A 20,493-nucleotide genomic window follows, 5' to 3' on the forward strand; every position below is an offset into this window, starting at 1 on the left:
ATCCAGCCAATAAAAAAACCGGCCTTTCAGCCGGTTTTTTATTGCTCGATGCATGGAGCATCGAGTGTTCGTATCGTGGTGCCCCGGGGGAGACTCGAACTCCCACTCCTTTCGAAAACGGATTTTGAATCCGCCGCGTCTACCGATTCCGCCACCGGGGCACGATGGCGGCGAAGTATAGGGAGGCGCCCGAGGCAGGTCAATCCGCCCTGCGTGGCCAGGGGCAGTGGTTTCCGGTAAGATTCGCGACCCTGCGAAACGACCTGCCCGCCATGCGTGTTGCCGACTTCCATTTCGACCTGCCCGACGACCTGATTGCCCGCCACCCTCTGGCGCAGCGCAGTGCCAGTCGTCTGCTGGTGCTGGACGGGCCGAGCGGCGAACTGGCGCACCGGCAATTTTCCGACCTGTTGGAATACCTCCGGCCTGGTGACCTGATGGTGTTCAACAACACCCGGGTGATCCCGGCCCGGTTGTTTGGCCAGAAGGCTTCTGGCGGAAAGCTGGAAATCTTGGTGGAGCGGGTGCTGGACACCCATCGGGTACTGGCCCATGTGCGCTCCAGCAAGTCACCGAAGCCGGGCACGACCTTGCTGCTGGATGGCGGCGGTGAAGCGGAGATGCTCGCCCGCCACGATGGGTTGTTCGAACTGCGTTTCGCCGAACCGGTGCTGCCGCTGCTGGAGCGCATCGGCCACATGCCGTTGCCTCCTTATATAGACAGGGCGGACGAGGCGGACGACCGCGAGCGCTACCAGACGGTCTATGCCCGGCATGCCGGGGCGGTCGCTGCGCCCACCGCGGGCCTGCATTTCGATGAGTCGCTGCTGGAGGCGATCCGCGCCAAGGGCGTGGAGATGGCGTTCGTCACGCTCCATGTGGGGGCGGGGACCTTCCAGCCGGTGCGCGTGGAGCGGATCGAGGACCACCACATGCACCGTGAATGGCTGGAGGTCGGCGCCGACGTGGTGGACGCCGTGGCGGCCTGTCGCGCGCGGGACGGCCGGGTGATCGCCGTGGGCACTACCAGCGTGCGCTCCCTGGAGAGCGCGGCCCGGGACGGGACCCTTCGCCCGTTCAGCGGCGACACCGACATCTTTCTCTACCCGGGCAAGCCGTTCCACGTGGTGGATGCCCTGGTCACCAACTTCCACCTTCCCGAATCCACCCTGCTGATGCTGGTGTCCGCCTTCGCTGGCTATGCGCAGACCCTGCAGGCCTATGCCGTCGCGGTGGAGCAGCGCTATCGCTTCTTCAGCTACGGTGACGCCATGTTCGTCACCCGCAACCCCGCCGCGCGCGGCCCCGAGGTTTCCCCATGACGCGCACCTGTCGCATGTCCTTCGAATTGCTGGCCACCGACGGCAAGGCCCGTCGGGGTCGGCTGACCTTCCCGCGTGGCGTGGTGGAAACGCCGGCCTTCATGCCGGTGGGCACCTACGGCACGGTGAAGGGCATGCTGCCCCGGGACATCGAGGCCATCGGCGCGCAGATCATCCTGGGCAACACCTTTCACCTGTGGCTGCGTCCGGGTACCGAGGTAATCAAGCGCCACGGCGACCTGCATGACTTCATGCAGTGGCAGGGGCCGATCCTCACCGACTCCGGCGGTTTCCAGGTGTTCAGCCTGGGGGCCATGCGCAAGATCAAGGAGGAGGGCGTCACCTTCGCCTCGCCGGTGGACGGCGCCAAGGTATTCATGGGGCCGGAGGAATCCATGCAGGTCCAGCGCGACCTGGGCTCCGACATCGTGATGATCTTCGACGAATGCACGCCATACCCCGCCGACCACGACGTGGCCCGCCGTTCCATGGAGCTGTCGTTGCGCTGGGCCCAGCGCTCGAAAAATGCCCACGGCGACAGCAGCGCGGCGCTGTTCGGCATCGTCCAGGGAGGCATGCACGAGGACCTGCGCATGCGGTCCCTGGATGCCCTCAGCGAGATCGGCTTCGACGGCCTGGCCATCGGCGGTCTGTCGGTGGGCGAGCCGAAGGACGAGATGATCCGCGTCCTGGACTTCCTGCCGCCCCGCATGCCTGCGGACAAGCCGCGCTACCTGATGGGCGTCGGCAAGCCCGAGGACCTGGTGGAGGGCGTGCGTCGCGGTGTGGACATGTTCGATTGCGTGATGCCCACCCGCAATGCCCGCAACGGTCACCTGTTCATCGACAGCGGGGTGTTGAAGTTGCGCAATGCCACCCACCGGCACGACGACTCGCCCCTCGACCCGAACTGCGACTGCTACACCTGCCAACACTTTTCCCGCTCCTACCTGCACCACTTGGACAAATGCGGCGAAATGCTGGGCAGCATGCTCAATACCATTCACAACTTGCGTCATTACCAGCGCCTGATGGCTGGTTTGCGCGAGGCAATTCAACAGGGTAAATTGGCCGCCTTTGTCGATGCCTTCTATGCCCGGCGCGGTCTGTCAACACCGCCGCTGGACTGAAAAAAACACGTGATTTCGAGAACTTATCAACAGGAGTGATCCATGAGCTTTCTGATTCCCGCCGCCTTCGCTGATGCAGCCGCACCAGCGGCGGCCGGTCCCGCCGGTACCGGCTTCGAGTGGGTCTTCCTGGTCGGCTTCCTGGTCATCTTCTACCTGATGATCTGGCGCCCGCAGGCCAAGCGCTCCAAGGAGCACAAGAACCTGCTCGGCGGGTTGCAGAAGGGTGACGAAGTCGTCACCTCCGGCGGCATCGCCGGCAAGGTGGTGAAGGTGACCGACGACTTCGTGGTCATCGAAGTCTCCTCCACCGTCGAGCTGAAGATTCAGAAAGCGGCGATCGCCGCGACGCTGCCCAAAGGCACGCTGAAAGCCATCTAACGAATCGTTCTTCACCCATGACGGGGCGCCACTAGGCGCCCCGCGTCATAACGGGCGGTGTCATGCTCAACAAATATCCTCTGTGGAAGTACCTGCTGATCCTGGTGGTTCTCGCCGTCGGCTTCATCTATTCCGCGCCCAACCTCTACCCGGACGACCCGGCCATCCAGATCAGTGGCGCCAGCACGGCGCTGAAGGTCGACCAGGGCACCCTGGACCGCGCCAGCCAGGCGTTGTCCCAGGCCGGCATCACCGTGAAGGCCTCGAGCCTGAGCGCCCAGGGCGGGCTGCTGCGGCTGACCTCGCTGGGTGACCAGCTGCCGGCCAAGGATGCCATCGGTCGCGCCCTCGGCGACGACTACGTGGTCGCCCTGAACCTGGCGCCCACCACGCCCGGTTGGCTGCGCAGCCTCGGTGCCTCGCCGATGAAGCTGGGCCTCGACCTGTCCGGTGGCGTGCACTTCCTGCTGGCCGTGGACATGGAAAAGGCCGTCAGCGCCCGGATGAAGGTTTACGAAGGCGACGTGAAGAGCACCCTGCGCAAGGAGCGCGTGCGCTACCGCAGCCTGCCGCCCCAGGATGCCGCGATCCAGCTCGGCTTCGCCGACGAGGAAAGCCTGGAGAAAGCCCAGGCCCTGGTACGCAAGAGCTTCAACGATTTCGAGATCACCACCAGCGAACGCAACGGCCAGCGCATCCTGCGCCTCGCTCTGACTCAGGCGAAGCTGGCGGAAATCCGCGAGTACTCCATCAAGCAGAACCTCACCACCGTCCGCAACCGGGTGAACGAGCTGGGCGTGGCCGAGCCCCTGGTTCAGCGCCAGGGCGCCAACCGCATCGTGGTGGAACTGCCGGGCGTGCAGGACACCGCTGAAGCCAAGCGCGTGCTGGGCAAGACGGCCAACCTCGAGTTCCGCCTGGCCGCCGAGGCCGGTGCCAGCAAGGCCACCAGCGAGACCTTCGAGTTCCGTGAGCCGGGCCGCCCGCCCGTGCAGCTGGAGCGCGGCCTGATCCTCACCGGCGACCAGGTTACCGATGCCAAGGCCAGCTATGACGAGAACGGTCGCCCGCAGGTGAACATCCACTTGGACGGCCATGGCGGCGAACTGATGAGCCGCGCCACCCGCAACAACGTCGGTCGTAGCATGGCGGTGATCTTCATCGAGCAGAAGCCGGTGACCCGCTACGAGAAGCAGGTCGTGGACGGCGTCGAGAAGGACCAGCCGGTCACCACTTTCCAGGAAGAGAAGAAGGTCATCAGCCTGGCGACCATCCAATCGCCCCTGGGCAGCCAGTTCCGCATCACCGGCCTGAACGGCCAGGGCGAGTCCTCCGAGCTGGCGCTGCTGCTGCGCGCCGGCGCCCTGGCGGCCCCGATGTACTTCGCCGAAGAACGCACCATCGGCCCGAGCCTCGGCGCGGACAACATCGCCAAGGGCGTTAATGCCTCCCTGTGGGGCATGCTCTTCGTGTCGCTGTTCATCATCGCCATCTACCGTTTCTTCGGGGTGCTGGCGACCGTGGCCCTGGCCTTCAACATGGTCCTGCTGCTGGCGCTGATGTCGGTGCTGCACGCGACCCTGACCCTGCCGGGCATCGCCGGTATCGTGCTGACCATGGGCATGGCGGTGGACGCCAACGTGCTGATCTTCTCGCGGATCCGCGAGGAGATCGCCAACGGTCTGTCGGTGCAGCGCGCCATCCACGAGGGCTTCGACCGCGCCTTCACCGCGATCCTCGACGCCAACCTCACTAGCCTGCTGGTGGGCGGCATCCTGTTCGCCATGGGGACCGGCCCGGTGAAAGGCTTTGCCGTCACCATGTCGCTGGGTATCTTCACCTCCATGTTCACCGCGATCATCGTGACCCGCAGTATGGTCAACCTGATTTTCGGCGGCCGTGACTTCAAGAAGCTGTGGATCTGAGGGGCGCCCCATGAAACTGAATACCATCAACTTCATGGGCGTGCGCAATGTCGCGTTCGCCCTGACCATGCTGCTGACCCTGCTGGCCCTGTTCAGCTGGTTCTACAAAGGCATCAATTTCGGCCTGGACTTCACCGGGGGCACCCAGATCGAGCTGGCCTACGATCGTCCGGCCCAACTGGACAAGGTCCGCGAGGACCTGGCCGCCGCCGGCTACGGCGAGGCGGTGGTGCAGAGCTTCGGCGAAGCCACCGACGTGATGGTCCGCCTGCAGGGCGACGACCCGCAGCTGGGCAACAAGGTGGCGGCGGCGCTGCGTGAGAAGGGCGGCGACAACCCGGTGCAGGTCAAGCGCGTCGAGTACGTCGGCCCGCAGGTGGGCGAGGAACTGCGTGACCAGGGTGGCCTGGGCATGCTGCTGGCCTTGGGCGGCATCCTGGTGTACGTGGCCTTCCGCTTCCAGTGGAAGTTTGCGGTCGGAGCCATCGTTTCGCTGGTCCACGACGTGGTGGTCACCATGGGTATCCTGTCGTTCTTCCAGATACCGTTCGACCTGACCGTGCTCGCCGCGGTCCTGGCGATCATCGGCTACTCGCTGAACGACACCATCGTGGTCTTCGACCGCGTCCGGGAGAACTTCCGGGTGCTGCGCAAGGCCAGCCTGATCGAGAACATCAACGTGTCCACCACGCAGACCCTGCTGCGTACCCTGGCCACCTCGATCTCCACGCTGCTGGCCATCGTCGCGCTGCTGTTCTTCGCTGGCGACAACCTGTTCGGCTTCTCCATCGCGCTGTTCGTCGGGGTGCTGGCGGGGACCTACTCGTCCATCTACATCGCCAACGTAGTGCTGATCTGGCTGAACCTCACCAGCGAAGACCTGATCCCCACGACGACCACCGAAGCGGTGGACGAGCGTCCCTGAGCTGTGACGCGTCTCTCGGCCTGAATGGCCGAAGGGTGCCACGCTGGAACTTGACCTGACATCCGCTTTCCAAGGCATGGAACAAGGGCGGTTTCGCCCGGTACGTGGAAGTCAGGAGGTTAGCGTGAACAAGTCGTTGCTGGTCGGCGCCGTGCTGGGCGCCGTCGGTGTAACCGCTGGAGGGGCCGTGGCCACCTACAGTCTGGTGGGAGGCGGCCCGGATTACGCTGAAGTACTCGCGGTGCAGCCGGTCAATGAAACCATCAAGACGCCCCGGCAGGAATGCAAGGACGTCGCCGTCACCCGGCAACGGCCGGTGCAGGACCAGCACCGGGTAGTGGGCACCGCCATCGGAGCCATCGCCGGCGGCCTGCTTGGCAACCAAGTGGGCGGCGGTAGCGGCAAGAAGATCGCCACGGTCGCCGGTGCGGTCGGCGGCGGTTACGCCGGCAACCAGGTCCAGGGCAGCATGCAGTCCCGCGACACCTACACCACCACCGAAACCCGCTGCAAGACCGTGCAGGACGCCAGCGAGAAGCTGGTGGGGTACGACGTGAAGTACCAGCTCAATGGCAAGGTGGATCAGGTCCGCATGGATCACGACCCGGGTAGCCGGATCCCCTTGAACAAGCAGGGCCAGCTGATCCTGGTGAAGCAGGATACCGTCGCCCAGTAATCAAAAAAGCGCCCCGCGGGGCGCTTTTTTCATGGGTGTCGATCAGCGCTTCAGCGAAGCCGGCAGGTGCGGCTGGATCGCCGTCAGCACGCCCTTGAAGCACTTGGTATTGCCCGCCACGATGTGACCCTTCTCGAGGAAGTCATGGCCACCGGTAAAGTCACTCACCAGGCCGCCGGCTTCCTGGATCAGCAGCGCGCCCGCGGCCATGTCCCACTCCGACAGGCCGAATTCCCAGAATGCATCGAAGCGCCCGGCCGCCACGTAGGCCAGGTCCAGGCTGGCGGCACCGGCGCGGCGGATGCCGGCAGTCTGGCCCACCAGGCTGCGGAACATGCCCAGGTAGTTATCGAGGTTGTCCAGTTGGCTGTCGCGGAACGGGAAGCCGGTGCCCAGCAGGGCGCCGTCCAGGCTCTTGCGCGCACTGACCCGCAGGCGGCGGCCATTCAGCGCGGCGCCGCGGCCGCGGCTGGCAGTGAATTCTTCCTGGCGGATCGGATCGAGCACCACGGCGTGCTCCAGGCGGCCGCGGTATTTGCACGCGATGCTCACCGCGTAGTGGGGTACGCCACGCACGAAGTTGGTGGTGCCATCCAGCGGGTCGATGATCCACAGGTAGTCGGCGCCTTCGCCGCTGCCCTCGCTCAAGCCGGTCTCCTCGCCGAGGATGCCGTGGTTCGGGTAGGCCTTGCGCAGCGCCTGGATGATGGTCTGTTCGGCGCTGCGGTCCACCTCGGACACATAGTCCTTGGCGTCCTTTTCGTTTACCGAGATGACATCCAGGCGTTCGATCGAGCGGAAAATCAGTTCACCGGCGCTGCGGGCGGCGCGCAGGGCGATATTCAGCATAGGCTGCATGGGGCGGGTACCTGGGCGTGTTAAAGAGAGCCGGGCATTCTACCAGAAAAGCCCTGCGCATCCAGTTCGGCGGTACCTGCCGCGTGGCACTCGTCCCGGGGCTTCGGTAAGATTCCGCTCCCTCTTGGCTAGTGAGAGCGTTCGCCTTGCTGCAGAACATACGCGTGGTCCTGGTGAATACCAGCCATCCCGGCAACATCGGTGGCGCGGCGCGGGCCATGAAGAACATGGGGTTGTCGCGGCTGGTGCTGGTGGATCCCGAAGTCTTCCCCAGCGAGGAAGCGGTGGCCCGAGCGTCGGGGGCCAGCGACGTGCTTGCCGCCGCCCAGGTGGTGGCGACCCTGGAAGAGGCCCTGGCGGGCTGCACCGTGGCCCTGGGCACCAGCGCCCGGGACCGGCAGATTCCCTGGCCGCTGCTGGACCCTCGGGAATCCGCAGCGGTGTGCCTGGAGCAGGCCGAGGCGGGGGGCGAAGTCGCCCTGGTCTTCGGGCGCGAGTACGCCGGGCTCACCAACGACGAGCTGCAACGCTGCCACTACCACGTGCACATCCCGTCCGACCCGGCCTTCGCGTCCCTCAACCTGGCCACCGCGGTCCAGGTGCTGACCTACGAGGTGCGCATGGCCTGGCTCGCGGCCCAGGGCCGGCCGACCAAGATGGAGAAGCAGGAGGCCGCTGCCGAGGAGAACGGCCAACCGGTCACTCTGGACGAACTGGAGTCGTTCTATGCCCACCTGGAACAGACCCTGGTGGAAGTGGGCTTCCTCGATCCGGAGCGGCCGCGCCACCTCATGGCCCGCCTGCGCCGCCTGTATGGGCGCAGCGCCATCAGCAAGCTGGAGATGAACATTCTCCGCGGCATCCTCACCGAAACCCAGAAAGCCGCTCGCGGCGAGCCGCATAAACGGAGGGATCGCTGATGTTCGCGCGCATCCGAGAAGACATTCAGAGCGTGTTCCATCGGGACCCGGCGGCGCGCAGCGCCTTCGAGGTACTGACCTGCTACCCGGGACTGCATGCCATCTGGCTGCACCGGCTGGCCAACGTCTTCTGGCGCAATGGCTGCCCCTGGCTGGCGCGCCTGGTGTCCAACTTCGGGCGGTGGCTGACCGGCATCGAGATTCATCCCGGGGCGAAGATCGGCCGGCGCTTCTTTATCGACCACGGGCTGGGCGTGGTGATCGGCGAGACGGCCGAGATCGGTGACGACGTGACTCTTTACCAGGGCGTGACCCTGGGCGGCACTACCTGGAACAAGGGCAAGCGTCACCCGACCCTGGAAGACGGCGTGGTGGTGGGGGCGGGCGCCAAGGTGCTCGGCCCGTTCGTGGTGGGAGCCGGGGCGAAGATCGGCTCCAATGCGGTGGTCACCAAGGCCGTGCCAGCCGGCGCCACGGCGGTGGGTATTCCGGGGCGGGTGATCGTCAAGCCCAGCGGCGAGGACGAACTGCGCCGGCAGAAGATCGCCGAGCGGTTCGGCTTCGACGCCTATGGCGTCAGCCAGGACATGCCGGACCCGGTGGCGCGGGCCATCGGTCAATTGCTGGATCACGTGCAGGCGATGGACGAGCGCCTGGATGGCATGTGCAAGGCCCTGACGGCCCTGGGCAGCGACTACTGCGCCAACGCATTGCCCGAGTTGCGGGAAGAGGACTTCGCCGGCGTCAAGGAAGAAAGTCCGCCGCCGGTCTGATGCCAGGCGGTGCGCATTCTGCTATCATGCGGCGCCTCGTCTGGGGTAATCCCGAGTAAATCAGTAGGTCTTATAGTTGACTCAAATACTCGGGAATTGCATAATCGCTGCAACCCAGCGATTCCGTGGTAATCCTCCATGCGATTGACTACCAAAGGCCGTTACGCCGTTACCGCCATGCTCGACCTGGCGTTGCACGCGCAGAGCGGGCCCGTCTCCCTGGCCGATATTTCCGAGCGCCAGGGCATCTCCCTGTCGTACCTCGAACAGCTGTTCGCCAAGTTGCGCCGTGGCAACCTGGTGACCAGCGTGCGCGGCCCCGGCGGCGGCTATCAGCTGTCCCGGGACATGCGTGGCATCCACGTGGCCCAGGTCATCGACGCCGTCAACGAATCCGTCGATGCCACCCGCTGCCAGGGGTTGGGCGACTGCCACTCCGGCGATACCTGCCTGACCCACCACCTCTGGTGCGACCTCAGCCTGCAGATCCACGAATTCCTCAGTGGCATCAGCCTGGCCGACCTGGTCACCCGGCGCGAAGTCCAGGAAGTCGCGCAGCGCCAGGACCAGCGTCGGTGCAGCAGTGGCCGTTCGCCGCGCCTGGATACCCCCCGCCTGGATAAGATCGAAGCGTCCGCCGTTGAATGAGCAGGGCGCCTGCCTGATACCTGATTAGGAGAGCACCGATGAAATTGCCGATTTACCTCGATTACTCCGCCACCACGCCGGTGGACCCGCGCGTCGCGCAGAAGATGAGCGAGTGTCTGCTGGTGGATGGCAATTTCGGCAACCCGGCCTCGCGTTCCCACGCCTTCGGCTGGAAGGCCGAGGAAGCGGTCGAGAACGCCCGTCGCCAGGTGGCCGAGCTGGTCAACGCTGATCCCCGCGAGATCGTCTGGACCTCCGGCGCCACCGAGTCCGACAACCTGGCCATCAAGGGCGTCGCGCACTTCTACTCGTCCAAGGGCAAGCACATCGTTACCTCGAAGATCGAGCACAAGGCTGTCCTGGACACCACCCGCCAGCTGGAGCGCGAAGGCTTCGACGTCACCTACATCGAGCCGGGCGAAGACGGCCTGATCACCCCAGCCCTGGTGGAAGCCGCACTGCGCGACGACACCATCCTGGTTTCTGTGATGCACGTGAACAACGAGATCGGTACCGTCAATGACATCGCCGCCATCGGCGAGCTGACCCGCGCCCGCGGCATCCTGTTCCACGTCGACGCGGCCCAGTCCACCGGCAAGGTGGAAATCGACCTGGAGGCCATGAAGGTCGACCTGATGTCGTTTTCCGCCCACAAGACCTATGGCCCCAAGGGGATCGGCGCGCTTTATGTCCGCCGCAAGCCCCGCGTGCGCCTGGAGGCCCAGACCCATGGTGGCGGCCATGAGCGCGGCATGCGCTCCGGCACCCTGGCGACCCACCAGATCGTCGGCATGGGCGAAGCGTTCCGGATCGCCAAGGAAGAGATGGCCAGCGAGCGGGTTCGCATCCAGGCGCTGCGCGATCGTTTCTGGAACACCATCCAGGGGATGGAGGAACTGTACCTGAACGGCAGCGCCATCGCCCGCGTCCCGCACAACCTCAACGTCAGCTTCAACTACGTCGAGGGCGAGTCGCTGATCATGGCGCTCAAGGACCTCGCGGTGTCGTCCGGTTCGGCCTGCACCTCGGCGTCCCTGGAGCCGTCCTACGTCCTGCGTGCCCTCGGCCGCAACGACGAGTTGGCCCACAGCTCCATCCGCTTCACCTTCGGGCGCTTCACCACCGAGGAAGAAGTCGATTACGCCGCGAGCAAGATCCGCGAGTCGGTGGATAAGCTGCGCGAACTGTCTCCCCTGTGGGATATGTATAAAGAGGGCGTCGACCTCTCCAAGGTCGAATGGCAAGCACACTGATGCGGCCCCTGATGAGTGAGGAGTGAAACACCATGGCTTACAGTGAAAAGGTTATCGACCACTACGAGAACCCGCGCAACGTCGGCAAGATGGATGCGGCGGACCCCGATGTCGGCACCGGCATGGTGGGCGCCCCCGCCTGCGGCGACGTGATGCGCCTGCAGATCAAGGTGAACGAGCAGGGCGTCATCGAAGACGCCAAGTTCAAGACCTATGGCTGCGGCTCCGCCATCGCCTCCAGTTCCCTCGCCACCGAGTGGATGAAGGGCAAGACGCTGGACGAGGCGGAAACCATCAAGAACACCACCATCGCCGAAGAGCTGGCCCTGCCGCCGGTGAAGATCCACTGCTCGGTGCTCGCCGAGGACGCCATCAAGGCGGCCGTGCGCGACTACAAGCAGAAGAAGGGCCTGCTCTGATCCACAGGAGGCATCCATGGCTATCAGCATGACCGAAGCGGCAGCCCGTCACGTCCAGCGTTCCCTCGACGGGCGCGGCAAGGGCGAGGGCATCCGCCTGGGCGTCCGTACCACCGGTTGCTCGGGCCTGGCCTACGTCCTCGAGTTTGTGGACGAGGTGACCACCGAGGACGAGGTGTTCGAGAGTCACGGCGTCAAAGTGATCATCGACCCCAAGAGCCTGGCTTACCTTGACGGCACCGAGCTGGACTTCGTCCGCGAGGGGTTGAACGAAGGCTTCAAGTTCAACAACCCCAACGTGCGGGGCGAGTGCGGCTGCGGCGAGAGCTTCAATGTCTGAGGCCCGTCGTGGGTAAACCCTGTCACTTCGCGCTGTTCGACCTGCAGCCTGCGTTTCGCCTGGACCTTGACCAGCTTGCCGCCCGCTATCGCGAGCGGGTGCGGGACGTCCATCCCGATCGCTTCGCCGATGCGCCGCAGGCCGAGCAACGGCGTGCCCTGGAGCAGGCCGCCCAGCTCAACGATGCCTACCAGACGCTCAAGAGCGCGCCGCGCCGGGCGTTGTACCTGCTGGCGCTGCAAGGGGGCGAACTGCCCCTGGAGACCACGGTCCAGGATCCGGATTTCCTGTTGCAGCAGATGCAATGGCGAGAAGAGTTGGAAGAATTACAGGACCAGGCCGACCTGGAGGGCGTGGCGGTATTCAAACGCCGCCTGAAGGATGCGCAGGGCGAAGTGGAAACCCGCTTCGCCGCCTGCTGGGACCTCCCCGGGCAGCGTGATGAGGCCGAGCGCCTGGTGCGCCGCCTGCAGTTCCTCGACAAGTTGTCCCAGGAAGTGCGCCAGTTGGAAGAGCGTCTCGACGATTAATCCGCGCAGGCCGCCTCGCGCCGCGCCCAATTCCATAGACCAGCATGCCTCTATTGCAGATCGCCGAGCCCGGACAGAGCCCCCAGCCGCACCAGCGTCGGCTGGCCGTGGGCATCGATCTGGGCACCACCAATTCCCTCGTGGCCGCCGTTCGCAGCGGTCTCGCCGAGCCCCTTGCGGACAGCGCCGGGCAGGTGATCCTGCCGTCCGCGGTGCGCTATCGCGATGGCCGCGTCGACGTCGGCCAGGCGGCCCGCGACGCCGCCTCCAGCGACCCCTTCAATACCGTCATCTCGGTCAAGCGCCTGATGGGGCGCGGCCTTGCCGATATTAAGCAACTGGGCGAGCAACTGCCGTACCGCTTCGTCGAGGGCGAGTCCCACATGCCGTTCATCGAGACGGTGCAGGGCGCCAAGAGCCCGGTGGAGGTGTCGGCGGATATCCTCAGGTCCCTGCGCCAGCGTGCCGAAGGCGTGCTGGGGGGCGAGCTGGTGGGGGCAGTGATCACCGTGCCCGCCTATTTCGACGACGCCCAGCGCCAGGCCACCAAGGATGCTGCCCGACTCGCCGGGCTCAGTGTCCTGCGCCTGCTCAACGAGCCCACCGCTGCCGCGGTCGCCTACGGCCTCGACCAGCGCGCCGAAGGCGTCGTGGCGATCTACGACCTGGGCGGCGGTACCTTCGACATTTCGATCCTGCGCCTCACCGCAGGGGTCTTCGAGGTGCTGGCCACCGGAGGCGACAGCGCCCTGGGCGGTGATGACTTCGACCATGCCATCGCCGGCTGGATCGTCGAGCAGGCCGGGCTGTCCGCCGACCTCGATCCGGGCACCCAGCGCCGCCTGCTGGAGGCTGCCTGCGCCGCCAAGGAAGCCCTGAGCCAGGCCGACGACGTTCCCCTGAGTCATGGCGACTGGAAAGGCCGCCTCAGCCGCTCCCATTTCGATTCGCTCATCGAGCCCCTGCTGGCCCGTAGCCTGAAGGCCTGCCGGCGGGCGGTGCGGGACGCCGGCGTCGAGTTCGAGGACATCGGTGCGGTGGTCATGGTGGGCGGCTCGACCCGCGTGCCGCGGGTGCGCGAGGCGGTGGGCGAGCTGTTCGGCCGGCCGCCCATGACCGACATCGACCCCGATCAGGTGGTGGCCATCGGCGCCGCGATCCAGGCCGATACCCTGGCGGGCAACCGCCGAGGCGGCGAGGAATTGCTGCTGCTGGACGTCAACCCGCTGTCCCTGGGGCTGGAAACCATGGGCGGGCTGATGGAAAAGGTGATCCCGCGCAACACCACCATCCCGGTGGCCCGCGCCCAGGACTTCACCACCTACAAGGATGGCCAGACGGCCATGATGATCCACGTCCTGCAGGGCGAACGCGAACTGGTGCGGGACTGCCGCTCCCTGGCGCGCTTCGAGCTGCGCGGGATTCCGCCCATGGTGGCCGGCGCGGCGAAGATCCGCGTGACCTTCCAGGTGGATGCCGACGGCCTGCTGGGCGTCTCCGCCCGGGAGCTGGGCTCGGGCGTCGAGGCGAGCATCCAGGTCAAGCCGTCCTACGGCCTGACCGACGGCGAAATCGCCCGCATGCTGCAGGATTCCTTCCGCCACGCCGGCGACGACAAGGCCGCCCGCGCCCTGCGGGAGTTGCAGGTGGATGCGCAGCGCCTGCTGGAATCGGTGGAGGCAGCCTTGGAGGTGGACGGTGCGCGGCTGCTGAGTCGCGAAGAGCGGGCGGCCATCGACGAACACATGCAGGCCTTGCGCGCCCTGCTGGACGGCGACGACGGCTCTGCCATCGAGCGCCAGACCAAGCGCCTGACCCAGGTCACCGATGCCTTTGCGGCGCGGCGGATGGACGCCAGCGTCAAGGCGGCCCTGGCCGGGCGCCGACTGAACGAACTTGAGGAGTGAAGATGCCGCAGATCGTGTTTCTGCCCAACGCCGAGCATTGCCCCGAGGGCATGGTGGTCGAGGCCCAGCCGGGTGAGACGATCATTGCCGCGGCCCTGCGCAATGGCCTGGAGATCGAGCATGCGTGCGAGATGTCCTGTGCTTGCACCACCTGCCACGTGGTGGTGCGCGAGGGCTTCGCTTCCCTGGAGGCCTCCGACGAACTGGAGGACGACATGCTGGACAAGGCTTGGGGGCTGGAGCCGCAGTCGCGGCTGTCGTGCCAGGCACTGGTAGGGGAGACGGACCTGGTGGTCGAGATTCCCCGCTATACCCTCAACCAGGTTTCCGAGAAGCACTAGGAGGCGCTATGGGCCTGAAATGGAGCGATGTGCTGGATATCGCCATCGAACTGGCGGAGACCAAGCCGGACGTCGACCCCCGCTACGTGAACTTCGTGCAACTGCACCGCTGGGTCGTCGGCCTGCCCGGCTTCGAGGACGATCCGAGTCGCGGTGGGGAAAAGGTGCTCGAGGCGATCCAGGCCGCGTGGATCGAAGAACGCGACTGAGCCAAGGTGCCACCCTACGCATTTCACCGGAACCCGCGTATAATTCGCGGGTTTAATTTTTCGCTTTAAATCCCTGTTTCTGGAGTTTTCCATGGCTGTCGAACGTACCCTTTCCATCATCAAGCCCGACGCGGTTGCCAAGAACGTCGTGGGCGAGATCATCACCCGTTTCGAGAAGGCCGGCCTGCGCGTCGTTGCCGCCAAGATGGTCCAGCTGTCCGAGCGCGAAGCCGGCGGTTTCTACGCCGAACACAAAGAGCGTCCCTTCTTCAAGGACCTGGTGTCCTTCATGACCTCCGGCCCGGTCGTCGTACAGGTGCTGGAAGGCGAAGGCGCCATCGCCAAGAACCGCGAGCTGATGGGCGCGACCGATCCGAAGAAAGCCGACGCCGGTACCATCCGCGCCGACTTCGCGGTCTCCATCGACGAGAACGCCGTCCACGGTTCCGACTCCGAGGCCTCCGCTGCCCGCGAGATCGCCTACTTCTTCGCCGCCACCGAGGTGTGCGCGCGCATTCGCTGAGCGAAGCGCGAGGGGTGATGCCATGACCGAGTCCGCCGGAAAAGTGAACCTGCTGGGGCTGACCCAGCCGCAACTGGAGCAGTTCTTCGAGTCCATCGGAGAAAAGCGTTTCCGCGCGGGCCAGGTAATGAAGTGGATCCACCACTTCGGTGTCGATGACTTCGACGCCATGAGCAACATCGGCAAGGCCTTGCGCGACAAGCTCAAGGCCCGCGCCGAGGTACGCGGTCCGGAAATCGTCAGCGAGGACATCTCCAGCGACGGCACCCGCAAGTGGGTGGTGCGCGTGGCGTCCGGCAGCTGCGTCGAGACCGTGTACATTCCCCAGGGCGGACGCGGCACCCTCTGCGTCTCGTCCCAGGCCGGCTGTGCCCTGGACTGCAGTTTCTGCTCCACCGGCAAGCAGGGCTTCAACAGCGACCTGACCGCCGCCGAGGTGATCGGCCAGGTGTGGATCGCCAACAAATCCTTCGGCACCGTCCCGGCCAAGATCGACCGCGCCGTCACCAACGTGGTGATGATGGGCATGGGCGAGCCGTTGCTGAATTTCGACAACGTGGTCGCCGCCATGCACATCATGATGGACGACCTCGGCTACGGCATTTCCAAGCGCAAGGTGACGTTGTCCACCTCTGGCGTGGTGCCGATGATCGACAAGCTGGCCCAGGAGATCGACGTCTCCCTGGCGCTGTCGCTGCACGCACCCAACGACGAGCTGCGCAACCAGTTGGTGCCGATCAACAAGAAGTATCCGCTGGCCGTCCTGTTGCCGGCCTGCCGCCGCTACATCGAAGGACTGGGCGAGAAGCGCTTCCTGACCATCGAGTACACCCTGCTCAAGGACGTCAACGACCAGCCCGAGCATGCCGCGCAAATGATCGAGCTGCTGCGCGACGTGCCCTGCAAGATCAACCTGATCCCGTTCAATCCTTTCCCCTTCTCCGGTTACGAGCGGCCGAGCAACAACGCGATTCGGCGTTTCCAAGACCTGCTGCACAAGGCGGGGCACAATGTCACCGTGCGCACCACCCGGGGCGACGACATCGATGCCGCGTGTGGGCAACTGGTCGGCCAGGTGATGGACCGCACCCGCCGCAGCGAGCGCTACATCGCCGTGCGGCAACTGAACGGCGACAGCGATGTGCCGCGCAGCGCCAACCGAACTTGAAGGGAGGAACCCGATGTTTGCACGCGCTACCCTATCCCTGCTCCTCGCCACCCTGCTCGCCGGTTGCGTGACCACCGGCGCCGTCGACCCGATGAAGTCTTCCAAGGGGCGCGACGAAGCCCGGGATGCCTACATCCAGCTGGGCATCGGCTACCTGCAGCAGGGCGATACCGAACGCGCCAAGGTGCCGTTGAAGCAGGCGCTGGAACTGGACCCTGCCAACGCCGATGCCCATGCCGCGCTGGCCCTGGTGTTCCAGAGCGAACTGGAGCCCGAGCTGGCCGACCAGGAGTATCACAAGGCGATGTCGGCACGTGCCAACGACGCCCGCATCCTCAACAACTACGGTGGTTTCCTCTACGAGCAGAAACGCTACAAGGAAGCCTACGCGCGCTTCGAGGAAGCCGCAGCCGACAACCTTTATCCCGAGCGTTCCCGGGTCTTCGAGAACCTCGGCCTGACGGCCCTGGCGCTGAACCAGCGCGCCCTGGCCAAGCAGCATTTCGAGAAGTCCCTGCGCCTGAATCGCCAGCAGCCCCGTGCCCTGCTGGCCATGGCTCAGTTGTCCTACGACGACAAACAGTACGTGCCGGCCCGCGACTACTACGGCCTCTACAGCGCCATGGCCGAGCAGAGCGCCGCCAGCCTGCTGCTGGGCGCACGCCTGGCCAGGGTGTTCGAAGACCGTAACCAGGCGGCCAGCCTCGGCCTGCAGCTCAAGCGTCTCTATCCCGGCTCGCCGGAATACCAGCAATACCAGGCGGAGCAACGATGAACGCGTCGAATCCCGACGTCCTGGGGACGGCATCCCGCGGCAACCCGGGCGAGACGCTGCGCCTAGCGCGTGAAGAGAGGGGCTTGAACCTGGGGGAGGTGGCGCGCCAGCTCAACCTCACCGAGTACGCCCTGCGCCAGCTGGAAGCTGGCGCCTTCGACCAGTTGCCCGGGCATACCTTCGCCCGGGGCTACATCCGCGCCTATGCCAAGCTGCTGGGCCTCGACCAGGCCGTGCTGGTGGCGGAGTTCGACCGCTATACCGGGACCAACGCCAAGGGCAGCGACGTGCACAGCCTGGGGCGCATTGAGGAGCCGGTGCGGCTGTCCCAGAGCGTGCTGCGCTTCGTCAGCTTCTTCATCCTCCTGGCCCTGATCGGCGCCGGCTTCTTCTGGTGGCAGGAGCAGTCCCAGCATCGCTCCGGCGACTCCGCCAACGCCGGCATCGAGCACGTGGAAGTGGAAAGCGCCGACGGCACCACCCAGATCCATCCCCTGGACGAGCCGGAGGACCAGGCCGTGGCGGACGCCGAGGGCGAAGCCGCCACGCCGTCTACCGACCTTCCCCTGGAAGGCGTGACGACGGAAACCCCGTCGACGCCCACCTCGCCCTCGGCTACGCCGATGCCCCAGCCGAACGCACCGCAGCCCCAGACCCCAGCAGTCCAGGCCCCGGCGGCCCAAGCCCAGACTCCGGTCCCGACGGTTCCCCCCACGCCGACCCCGGCGCCGGCTCCTACGCCGCAGCCGAACGCGGCGCCCGCATCGACGCCCGTCGAAGTGGCGGCCGGCCAGGGCCAGGTCGACATCCGTTTCACCAGCGACTGCTGGACCCAGGTCAGCGATGCCTCCGGCAAGGTGCTGTTCAGCGGCCTCAAGCGTGCCGGCGATTCCGTACAGGTGGCCGGCAAGGCACCGCTGGAACTGCGCCTGGGCTACGCCCGCGGCGCCCAGGTCAGCTACAACGGCCAGGCCGTGGACCTGGGCGCGAATACCCATGGCGAGACCGCTCGCCTGAAGTTGGGGCAATAGCCATGCATTGCGAGTCACCCATCAAGCGCCGCGTCTCGCGCCAGATTCACGTTGGCAACGTGCCGGTGGGGGGCGATGCGCCCATCGCCGTGCAGAGCATGACCAACACCGACACCTGCGACGTGGCGGCCACCGTGGCGCAGATTCGTCGCCTGGAAGACGCCGGTGCCGACATCGTGCGGGTCTCGGTGCCGGACATGGACGCCGCCGAGGCGTTCGGCCGGATCAAGCAGCAGGTTCGCGTGCCGCTGGTAGCGGATATCCACTTCGACTACACCATCGCCCTGCGGGTGGCCGAGCTGGGGGTGGACTGCCTGCGCATCAACCCCGGCAACATCGGTCGCGAGGACCGGGTCAAGGCGGTGGTGGACGCCGCACGTGACCGGGGCATCCCGATCCGCATCGGCGTCAACGCCGGCTCCCTGGAGAAGGACCTGCAGAAGAAGTACGGCGAACCGACCCCCGAGGCCCTGGTGGAGTCGGCGCTGCGCCACGTCGAGCACCTCGACCGGCTGAACTTCCCCGACTTCAAGGTGAGCGTGAAGGCCTCCGATGTGTTCATGGCGGTGGAGGCCTACCGGCTCCTCTCCCGGCAGATCGAGCAACCCCTGCACCTGGGCATCACCGAGGCCGGTGGCCTGCGGTCCGGCACGGTGAAGTCGGCGGTCGGCCTGGGCATGCTGCTGGCCGAGGGCATCGGTGACACCATCCGCATCTCCCTCGCCGCCGACCCGGTGGAAGAGATCAAGGTCGGCTACGACATCCTCAAGTCCCTGCGCCTGCGTTCCCGCGGCATCAACTTCATCGCCTGCCCCAGCTGCTCCCGGCAGAACTTCGACGTGGTGAAGACCATGAACGAGCTGGAAGGGCGCCTGGAGGACCTGCTGGTACCCATGGACGTGGCGGTGATCGGTTGCGTGGTGAACGGCCCTGGCGAAGCCAAGGAGGCCCACGTCGGCCTCACCGGCGGCACGCCCAACAACCTGATCTACATCGACGGCAAGCCGGCGCAGAAGCTGACCAACGACAACCTGGTGGAGGAGCTGGAACGGCTCATCCGCCGCAAAGCGGCCGAGAAGGCCGAGGCCGACGCGGCCCTCATCGCCCGCGGCTGACAACAAGGATTCCGAGTGAGCAAGTCCCTGCAAGCCATCCGTGGCATGAACGACATCCTGCCGGAGCAGACGCCGGTCTGGCGGTATCTGGAGAACACCCTGGCGGCGCTGCTGGAAGGCTACGGCTATCGGGAGATCCGCCTGCCGATCCTCGAGTTCACCGAGCTGTTCGCCCGCGGCATCGGCGAAGGCACCGACGTGGTGGACAAGGAGATGTACACCTTCCTCGACCGTAACGAGGAATCCCTCACCCTGCGCCCGGAAGGCACCGCCGGCTGCGTGCGGGCGATGCTCGAGCACGGCCTGACCGGCGGCGGCCAGGTGCAGAAGCTCTGGTACGCGGGGCCGATGTTCCGCTACGAGAAACCGCAGAAAGGCCGTTATCGCCAGTTCCACCAGATCGGCGTGGAAGCCTTCAACCAGCCGGGCCCGGACATCGACGCCGAACTGATCGTGCTCACCTGGCGCCTGTGGCAACGCCTCGGTCTGGCCGACGCGGTCACCCTGCAGCTCAACAGCCTGGGGTCTAGCGAGGCGCGCGCCGCCTACCGGGACGCCCTGGTGACCTACCTGCAGGCCCGCTTCGAGCAGCTCGACGAGGACAGCCAGCGCCGCCTGACCACAAACCCGCTGCGAGTGCTGGACAGCAAGGTGGCCACCACCCAGGCCCTGCTGGCCGATGCCCCGACCCTGCACGACTACCTGGACGACGAGTCCCGTGCCCACTTCGAAGGCGTCAAGGCGCGCCTGGACGCGGTGGGCATCCGCTACGAGATCAACAACAAGCTGGTCCGTGGCCTCGATTACTACAACCGCACCGTGTTCGAGTGGGTCACCGACAAGCTCGGTTCCCAAGGCACGGTCTGTGGCGGCGGTCGCTACGACGGCCTGGTGACCCAGTTCGGCGGCAAGCCGACCCCGGGTGTGGGCTTCGCCATGGGCGTGGAGCGCCTGGTGCTGCTGCTGGAGACCCTGGACCTTGTGCCGGCCTCCCTCAACGCGCCCGCCGACCTCTACCTGTGCGCCTTCGGCGAGCCGGCCGAGCTGGCTGCACTGGCCCTGGCCGAGCGCCTGCGCGATGCCTTGCCGACGCTGCGCCTGCTGGTGAATGCCGGCGGTGGCAGCTTCAAGAGCCAGTTCAAGAAGGCCGACAAGAGCGGCGCCCGCTTCGCCTTGATCCTCGGTGAGGACGAACTGGCGAGCCGCGTGGTAGGTTGCAAACCCCTGCGGGATGACAGCGAACAACAGAACATTGCCTGGGATGCTCTATCCGAGCACCTGGCGGCCCGCCTCGGCGCGGGTTCGAGCCTTTAGCGGATTAAGG

At 65.9% G+C, this 20,493-nt stretch carries 23 protein-coding genes and 1 tRNA gene; 22 read left to right on the forward strand and 2 right to left on the reverse strand.

The window, feature by feature from the left end; translation table 11 throughout:
* Positions 1–76: 76 nt before the first annotated feature.
* A tRNA-Leu gene (locus tag FM069_RS03935) sits at positions 77–161 on the reverse strand.
* A 111-nt stretch (positions 162–272) separates the two neighbouring features.
* Here FM069_RS03935 and queA point away from each other — a divergent pair.
* The 6 genes from queA (at position 273) to FM069_RS03965 (ending at position 6,359) form a co-directional block, all read left to right on the forward strand.
* Positions 273–1,322: a tRNA preQ1(34) S-adenosylmethionine ribosyltransferase-isomerase QueA gene (queA, locus tag FM069_RS03940; RefSeq protein ID WP_143486976.1), complete on the forward strand. Its 1,050-nt coding sequence runs from the start codon at positions 273–275 to the stop codon at positions 1,320–1,322.
* 14 nt (positions 1,323–1,336) lie between these two features.
* On the forward strand, positions 1,337–2,452 hold the full coding sequence (tgt, locus tag FM069_RS03945; protein ID WP_178106661.1) for a tRNA guanosine(34) transglycosylase Tgt: 1,116 nt from the start codon (positions 1,337–1,339) through the stop codon (positions 2,450–2,452).
* A 42-nt stretch (positions 2,453–2,494) separates the two neighbouring features.
* Positions 2,495–2,833, forward strand: a complete 339-nt coding sequence (yajC, locus tag FM069_RS03950) for a preprotein translocase subunit YajC (RefSeq protein WP_143486978.1) — start codon at positions 2,495–2,497, stop codon at positions 2,831–2,833.
* Positions 2,834–2,895: 62 nt separating this feature from the next.
* A complete protein-coding gene (gene secD, locus FM069_RS03955; RefSeq protein WP_143486979.1) occupies positions 2,896–4,758 on the forward strand; it encodes a protein translocase subunit SecD in 1,863 nt (620 codons plus the stop codon).
* A 10-nt stretch (positions 4,759–4,768) separates the two neighbouring features.
* Positions 4,769–5,683, forward strand: coding sequence for a protein translocase subunit SecF (gene secF / locus FM069_RS03960; RefSeq protein WP_143486980.1), 915 nt, complete (start codon positions 4,769–4,771; stop codon positions 5,681–5,683).
* 124 nt (positions 5,684–5,807) lie between these two features.
* Positions 5,808–6,359 carry a glycine zipper 2TM domain-containing protein gene (locus tag FM069_RS03965; RefSeq protein ID WP_143486981.1) on the forward strand — a complete coding sequence of 184 codons (552 nt, stop codon included), beginning with the start codon at positions 5,808–5,810 and terminating at the stop codon, positions 6,357–6,359.
* Positions 6,360–6,401: 42 nt separating this feature from the next.
* Here the strand turns inward: FM069_RS03965 and suhB are convergent, their stop codons facing one another.
* A complete protein-coding gene (gene suhB, locus FM069_RS03970) occupies positions 6,402–7,217 on the reverse strand; it encodes a type III secretion system regulator SuhB (RefSeq protein WP_143486982.1) in 816 nt (271 codons plus the stop codon).
* A 146-nt stretch (positions 7,218–7,363) separates the two neighbouring features.
* On the opposite strand from suhB, the gene trmJ reads away from it, so the two are divergent.
* From trmJ to hisS, 16 genes are all read left to right on the forward strand, one after another.
* A complete protein-coding gene (gene trmJ / locus FM069_RS03975) occupies positions 7,364–8,137 on the forward strand; it encodes a tRNA (cytosine(32)/uridine(32)-2'-O)-methyltransferase TrmJ (RefSeq protein WP_143486983.1) in 774 nt (257 codons plus the stop codon).
* The gene (gene cysE, locus FM069_RS03980) at positions 8,137–8,910 is read left to right on the forward strand and encodes a serine O-acetyltransferase (RefSeq protein ID WP_143486984.1); all 774 of its coding nucleotides are present in this window, start codon (positions 8,137–8,139) and stop codon (positions 8,908–8,910) included. The genes trmJ and cysE overlap by 1 nt, the downstream gene beginning before the upstream one ends.
* Positions 8,911–9,048: 138 nt before the next feature.
* Positions 9,049–9,558, forward strand: a complete 510-nt coding sequence (iscR, locus tag FM069_RS03985; protein WP_143486985.1) for a Fe-S cluster assembly transcriptional regulator IscR — start codon at positions 9,049–9,051, stop codon at positions 9,556–9,558.
* A gap of 38 nt (positions 9,559–9,596) precedes the next feature.
* On the forward strand, positions 9,597–10,811 hold the full coding sequence (locus FM069_RS03990; RefSeq protein ID WP_143486986.1) for an IscS subfamily cysteine desulfurase: 1,215 nt from the start codon (positions 9,597–9,599) through the stop codon (positions 10,809–10,811).
* 32 nt (positions 10,812–10,843) lie between these two features.
* Positions 10,844–11,230: a Fe-S cluster assembly scaffold IscU gene (gene iscU, locus FM069_RS03995; RefSeq protein ID WP_143486987.1), complete on the forward strand. Its 387-nt coding sequence runs from the start codon at positions 10,844–10,846 to the stop codon at positions 11,228–11,230.
* A gap of 16 nt (positions 11,231–11,246) precedes the next feature.
* Positions 11,247–11,570: an iron-sulfur cluster assembly protein IscA gene (gene iscA / locus FM069_RS04000; RefSeq protein ID WP_143486988.1), complete on the forward strand. Its 324-nt coding sequence runs from the start codon at positions 11,247–11,249 to the stop codon at positions 11,568–11,570.
* An 8-nt stretch (positions 11,571–11,578) separates the two neighbouring features.
* Positions 11,579–12,100 carry a co-chaperone HscB gene (gene hscB / locus FM069_RS04005; RefSeq protein ID WP_143486989.1) on the forward strand — a complete coding sequence of 174 codons (522 nt, stop codon included), beginning with the start codon at positions 11,579–11,581 and terminating at the stop codon, positions 12,098–12,100.
* Between the two features lie 44 nt (positions 12,101–12,144).
* Positions 12,145–14,007, forward strand: a complete 1,863-nt coding sequence (gene hscA / locus FM069_RS04010; RefSeq protein ID WP_143486990.1) for a Fe-S protein assembly chaperone HscA — start codon at positions 12,145–12,147, stop codon at positions 14,005–14,007.
* A gap of 2 nt (positions 14,008–14,009) precedes the next feature.
* Positions 14,010–14,348, forward strand: a complete 339-nt coding sequence (fdx, locus tag FM069_RS04015; protein ID WP_143486991.1) for an ISC system 2Fe-2S type ferredoxin — start codon at positions 14,010–14,012, stop codon at positions 14,346–14,348.
* An 8-nt stretch (positions 14,349–14,356) separates the two neighbouring features.
* The gene (gene iscX, locus FM069_RS04020; RefSeq protein ID WP_143486992.1) at positions 14,357–14,557 is read left to right on the forward strand and encodes a Fe-S cluster assembly protein IscX; all 201 of its coding nucleotides are present in this window, start codon (positions 14,357–14,359) and stop codon (positions 14,555–14,557) included.
* Between the two features lie 91 nt (positions 14,558–14,648).
* Positions 14,649–15,080 (forward strand): nucleoside-diphosphate kinase, encoded by a 432-nt coding sequence (gene ndk, locus FM069_RS04025; RefSeq protein ID WP_143486993.1) that lies wholly within the window; start codon positions 14,649–14,651, stop codon positions 15,078–15,080.
* 22 nt (positions 15,081–15,102) lie between these two features.
* Positions 15,103–16,248: a 23S rRNA (adenine(2503)-C(2))-methyltransferase RlmN gene (gene rlmN / locus FM069_RS04030; protein WP_143486994.1), complete on the forward strand. Its 1,146-nt coding sequence runs from the start codon at positions 15,103–15,105 to the stop codon at positions 16,246–16,248.
* A gap of 13 nt (positions 16,249–16,261) precedes the next feature.
* Positions 16,262–17,023: a type IV pilus biogenesis/stability protein PilW gene (gene pilW / locus FM069_RS04035; protein WP_143486995.1), complete on the forward strand. Its 762-nt coding sequence runs from the start codon at positions 16,262–16,264 to the stop codon at positions 17,021–17,023.
* Positions 17,020–18,054: a RodZ domain-containing protein gene (locus FM069_RS04040; protein ID WP_143486996.1), complete on the forward strand. Its 1,035-nt coding sequence runs from the start codon at positions 17,020–17,022 to the stop codon at positions 18,052–18,054. The genes pilW and FM069_RS04040 overlap by 4 nt, the downstream gene beginning before the upstream one ends.
* A 2-nt stretch (positions 18,055–18,056) precedes the next feature.
* Complete coding sequence (gene ispG, locus FM069_RS04045) at positions 18,057–19,169, forward strand: flavodoxin-dependent (E)-4-hydroxy-3-methylbut-2-enyl-diphosphate synthase (RefSeq protein ID WP_143486997.1); 1,113 nt, start codon at positions 18,057–18,059, stop codon at positions 19,167–19,169.
* Between the two features lie 15 nt (positions 19,170–19,184).
* Complete coding sequence (hisS, locus tag FM069_RS04050) at positions 19,185–20,483, forward strand: histidine--tRNA ligase (protein WP_143486998.1); 1,299 nt, start codon at positions 19,185–19,187, stop codon at positions 20,481–20,483.
* The last annotated feature ends 10 nt before the right edge of the window (positions 20,484–20,493 follow it).

Origin of the sequence: Pseudomonas mangiferae (genome assembly GCF_007109405.1) — a bacterium.
In the GTDB taxonomy this organism is placed as follows: domain Bacteria; phylum Pseudomonadota; class Gammaproteobacteria; order Pseudomonadales; family Pseudomonadaceae; genus Pseudomonas_T; species Pseudomonas_T mangiferae.

Coding starts and splice junctions, on each gene's coding strand:
- queA (WP_143486976.1), top strand. CDS start 273: ATGCGTGTTGCCGACTTCCATTTCGACCTGCCCGACGACCTGATTGCC.
- tgt (WP_178106661.1), top strand. CDS start 1,337: ATGTCCTTCGAATTGCTGGCCACCGACGGCAAGGCCCGTCGGGGTCGG.
- yajC (WP_143486978.1), top strand. CDS start 2,495: ATGAGCTTTCTGATTCCCGCCGCCTTCGCTGATGCAGCCGCACCAGCG.
- secD (WP_143486979.1), top strand. CDS start 2,896: ATGCTCAACAAATATCCTCTGTGGAAGTACCTGCTGATCCTGGTGGTT.
- secF (WP_143486980.1), top strand. CDS start 4,769: ATGAAACTGAATACCATCAACTTCATGGGCGTGCGCAATGTCGCGTTC.
- suhB (WP_143486982.1), bottom strand. CDS start 7,217: ATGCAGCCTATGCTGAATATCGCCCTGCGCGCCGCCCGCAGCGCCGGT.
- cysE (WP_143486984.1), top strand. CDS start 8,137: ATGTTCGCGCGCATCCGAGAAGACATTCAGAGCGTGTTCCATCGGGAC.
- iscR (WP_143486985.1), top strand. CDS start 9,049: ATGCGATTGACTACCAAAGGCCGTTACGCCGTTACCGCCATGCTCGAC.
- FM069_RS03990 (WP_143486986.1), top strand. CDS start 9,597: ATGAAATTGCCGATTTACCTCGATTACTCCGCCACCACGCCGGTGGAC.
- iscU (WP_143486987.1), top strand. CDS start 10,844: ATGGCTTACAGTGAAAAGGTTATCGACCACTACGAGAACCCGCGCAAC.
- iscA (WP_143486988.1), top strand. CDS start 11,247: ATGGCTATCAGCATGACCGAAGCGGCAGCCCGTCACGTCCAGCGTTCC.
- hscA (WP_143486990.1), top strand. CDS start 12,145: ATGCCTCTATTGCAGATCGCCGAGCCCGGACAGAGCCCCCAGCCGCAC.
- fdx (WP_143486991.1), top strand. CDS start 14,010: ATGCCGCAGATCGTGTTTCTGCCCAACGCCGAGCATTGCCCCGAGGGC.
- iscX (WP_143486992.1), top strand. CDS start 14,357: ATGGGCCTGAAATGGAGCGATGTGCTGGATATCGCCATCGAACTGGCG.
- ndk (WP_143486993.1), top strand. CDS start 14,649: ATGGCTGTCGAACGTACCCTTTCCATCATCAAGCCCGACGCGGTTGCC.
- rlmN (WP_143486994.1), top strand. CDS start 15,103: ATGACCGAGTCCGCCGGAAAAGTGAACCTGCTGGGGCTGACCCAGCCG.
- pilW (WP_143486995.1), top strand. CDS start 16,262: ATGTTTGCACGCGCTACCCTATCCCTGCTCCTCGCCACCCTGCTCGCC.
- FM069_RS04040 (WP_143486996.1), top strand. CDS start 17,020: ATGAACGCGTCGAATCCCGACGTCCTGGGGACGGCATCCCGCGGCAAC.
- ispG (WP_143486997.1), top strand. CDS start 18,057: ATGCATTGCGAGTCACCCATCAAGCGCCGCGTCTCGCGCCAGATTCAC.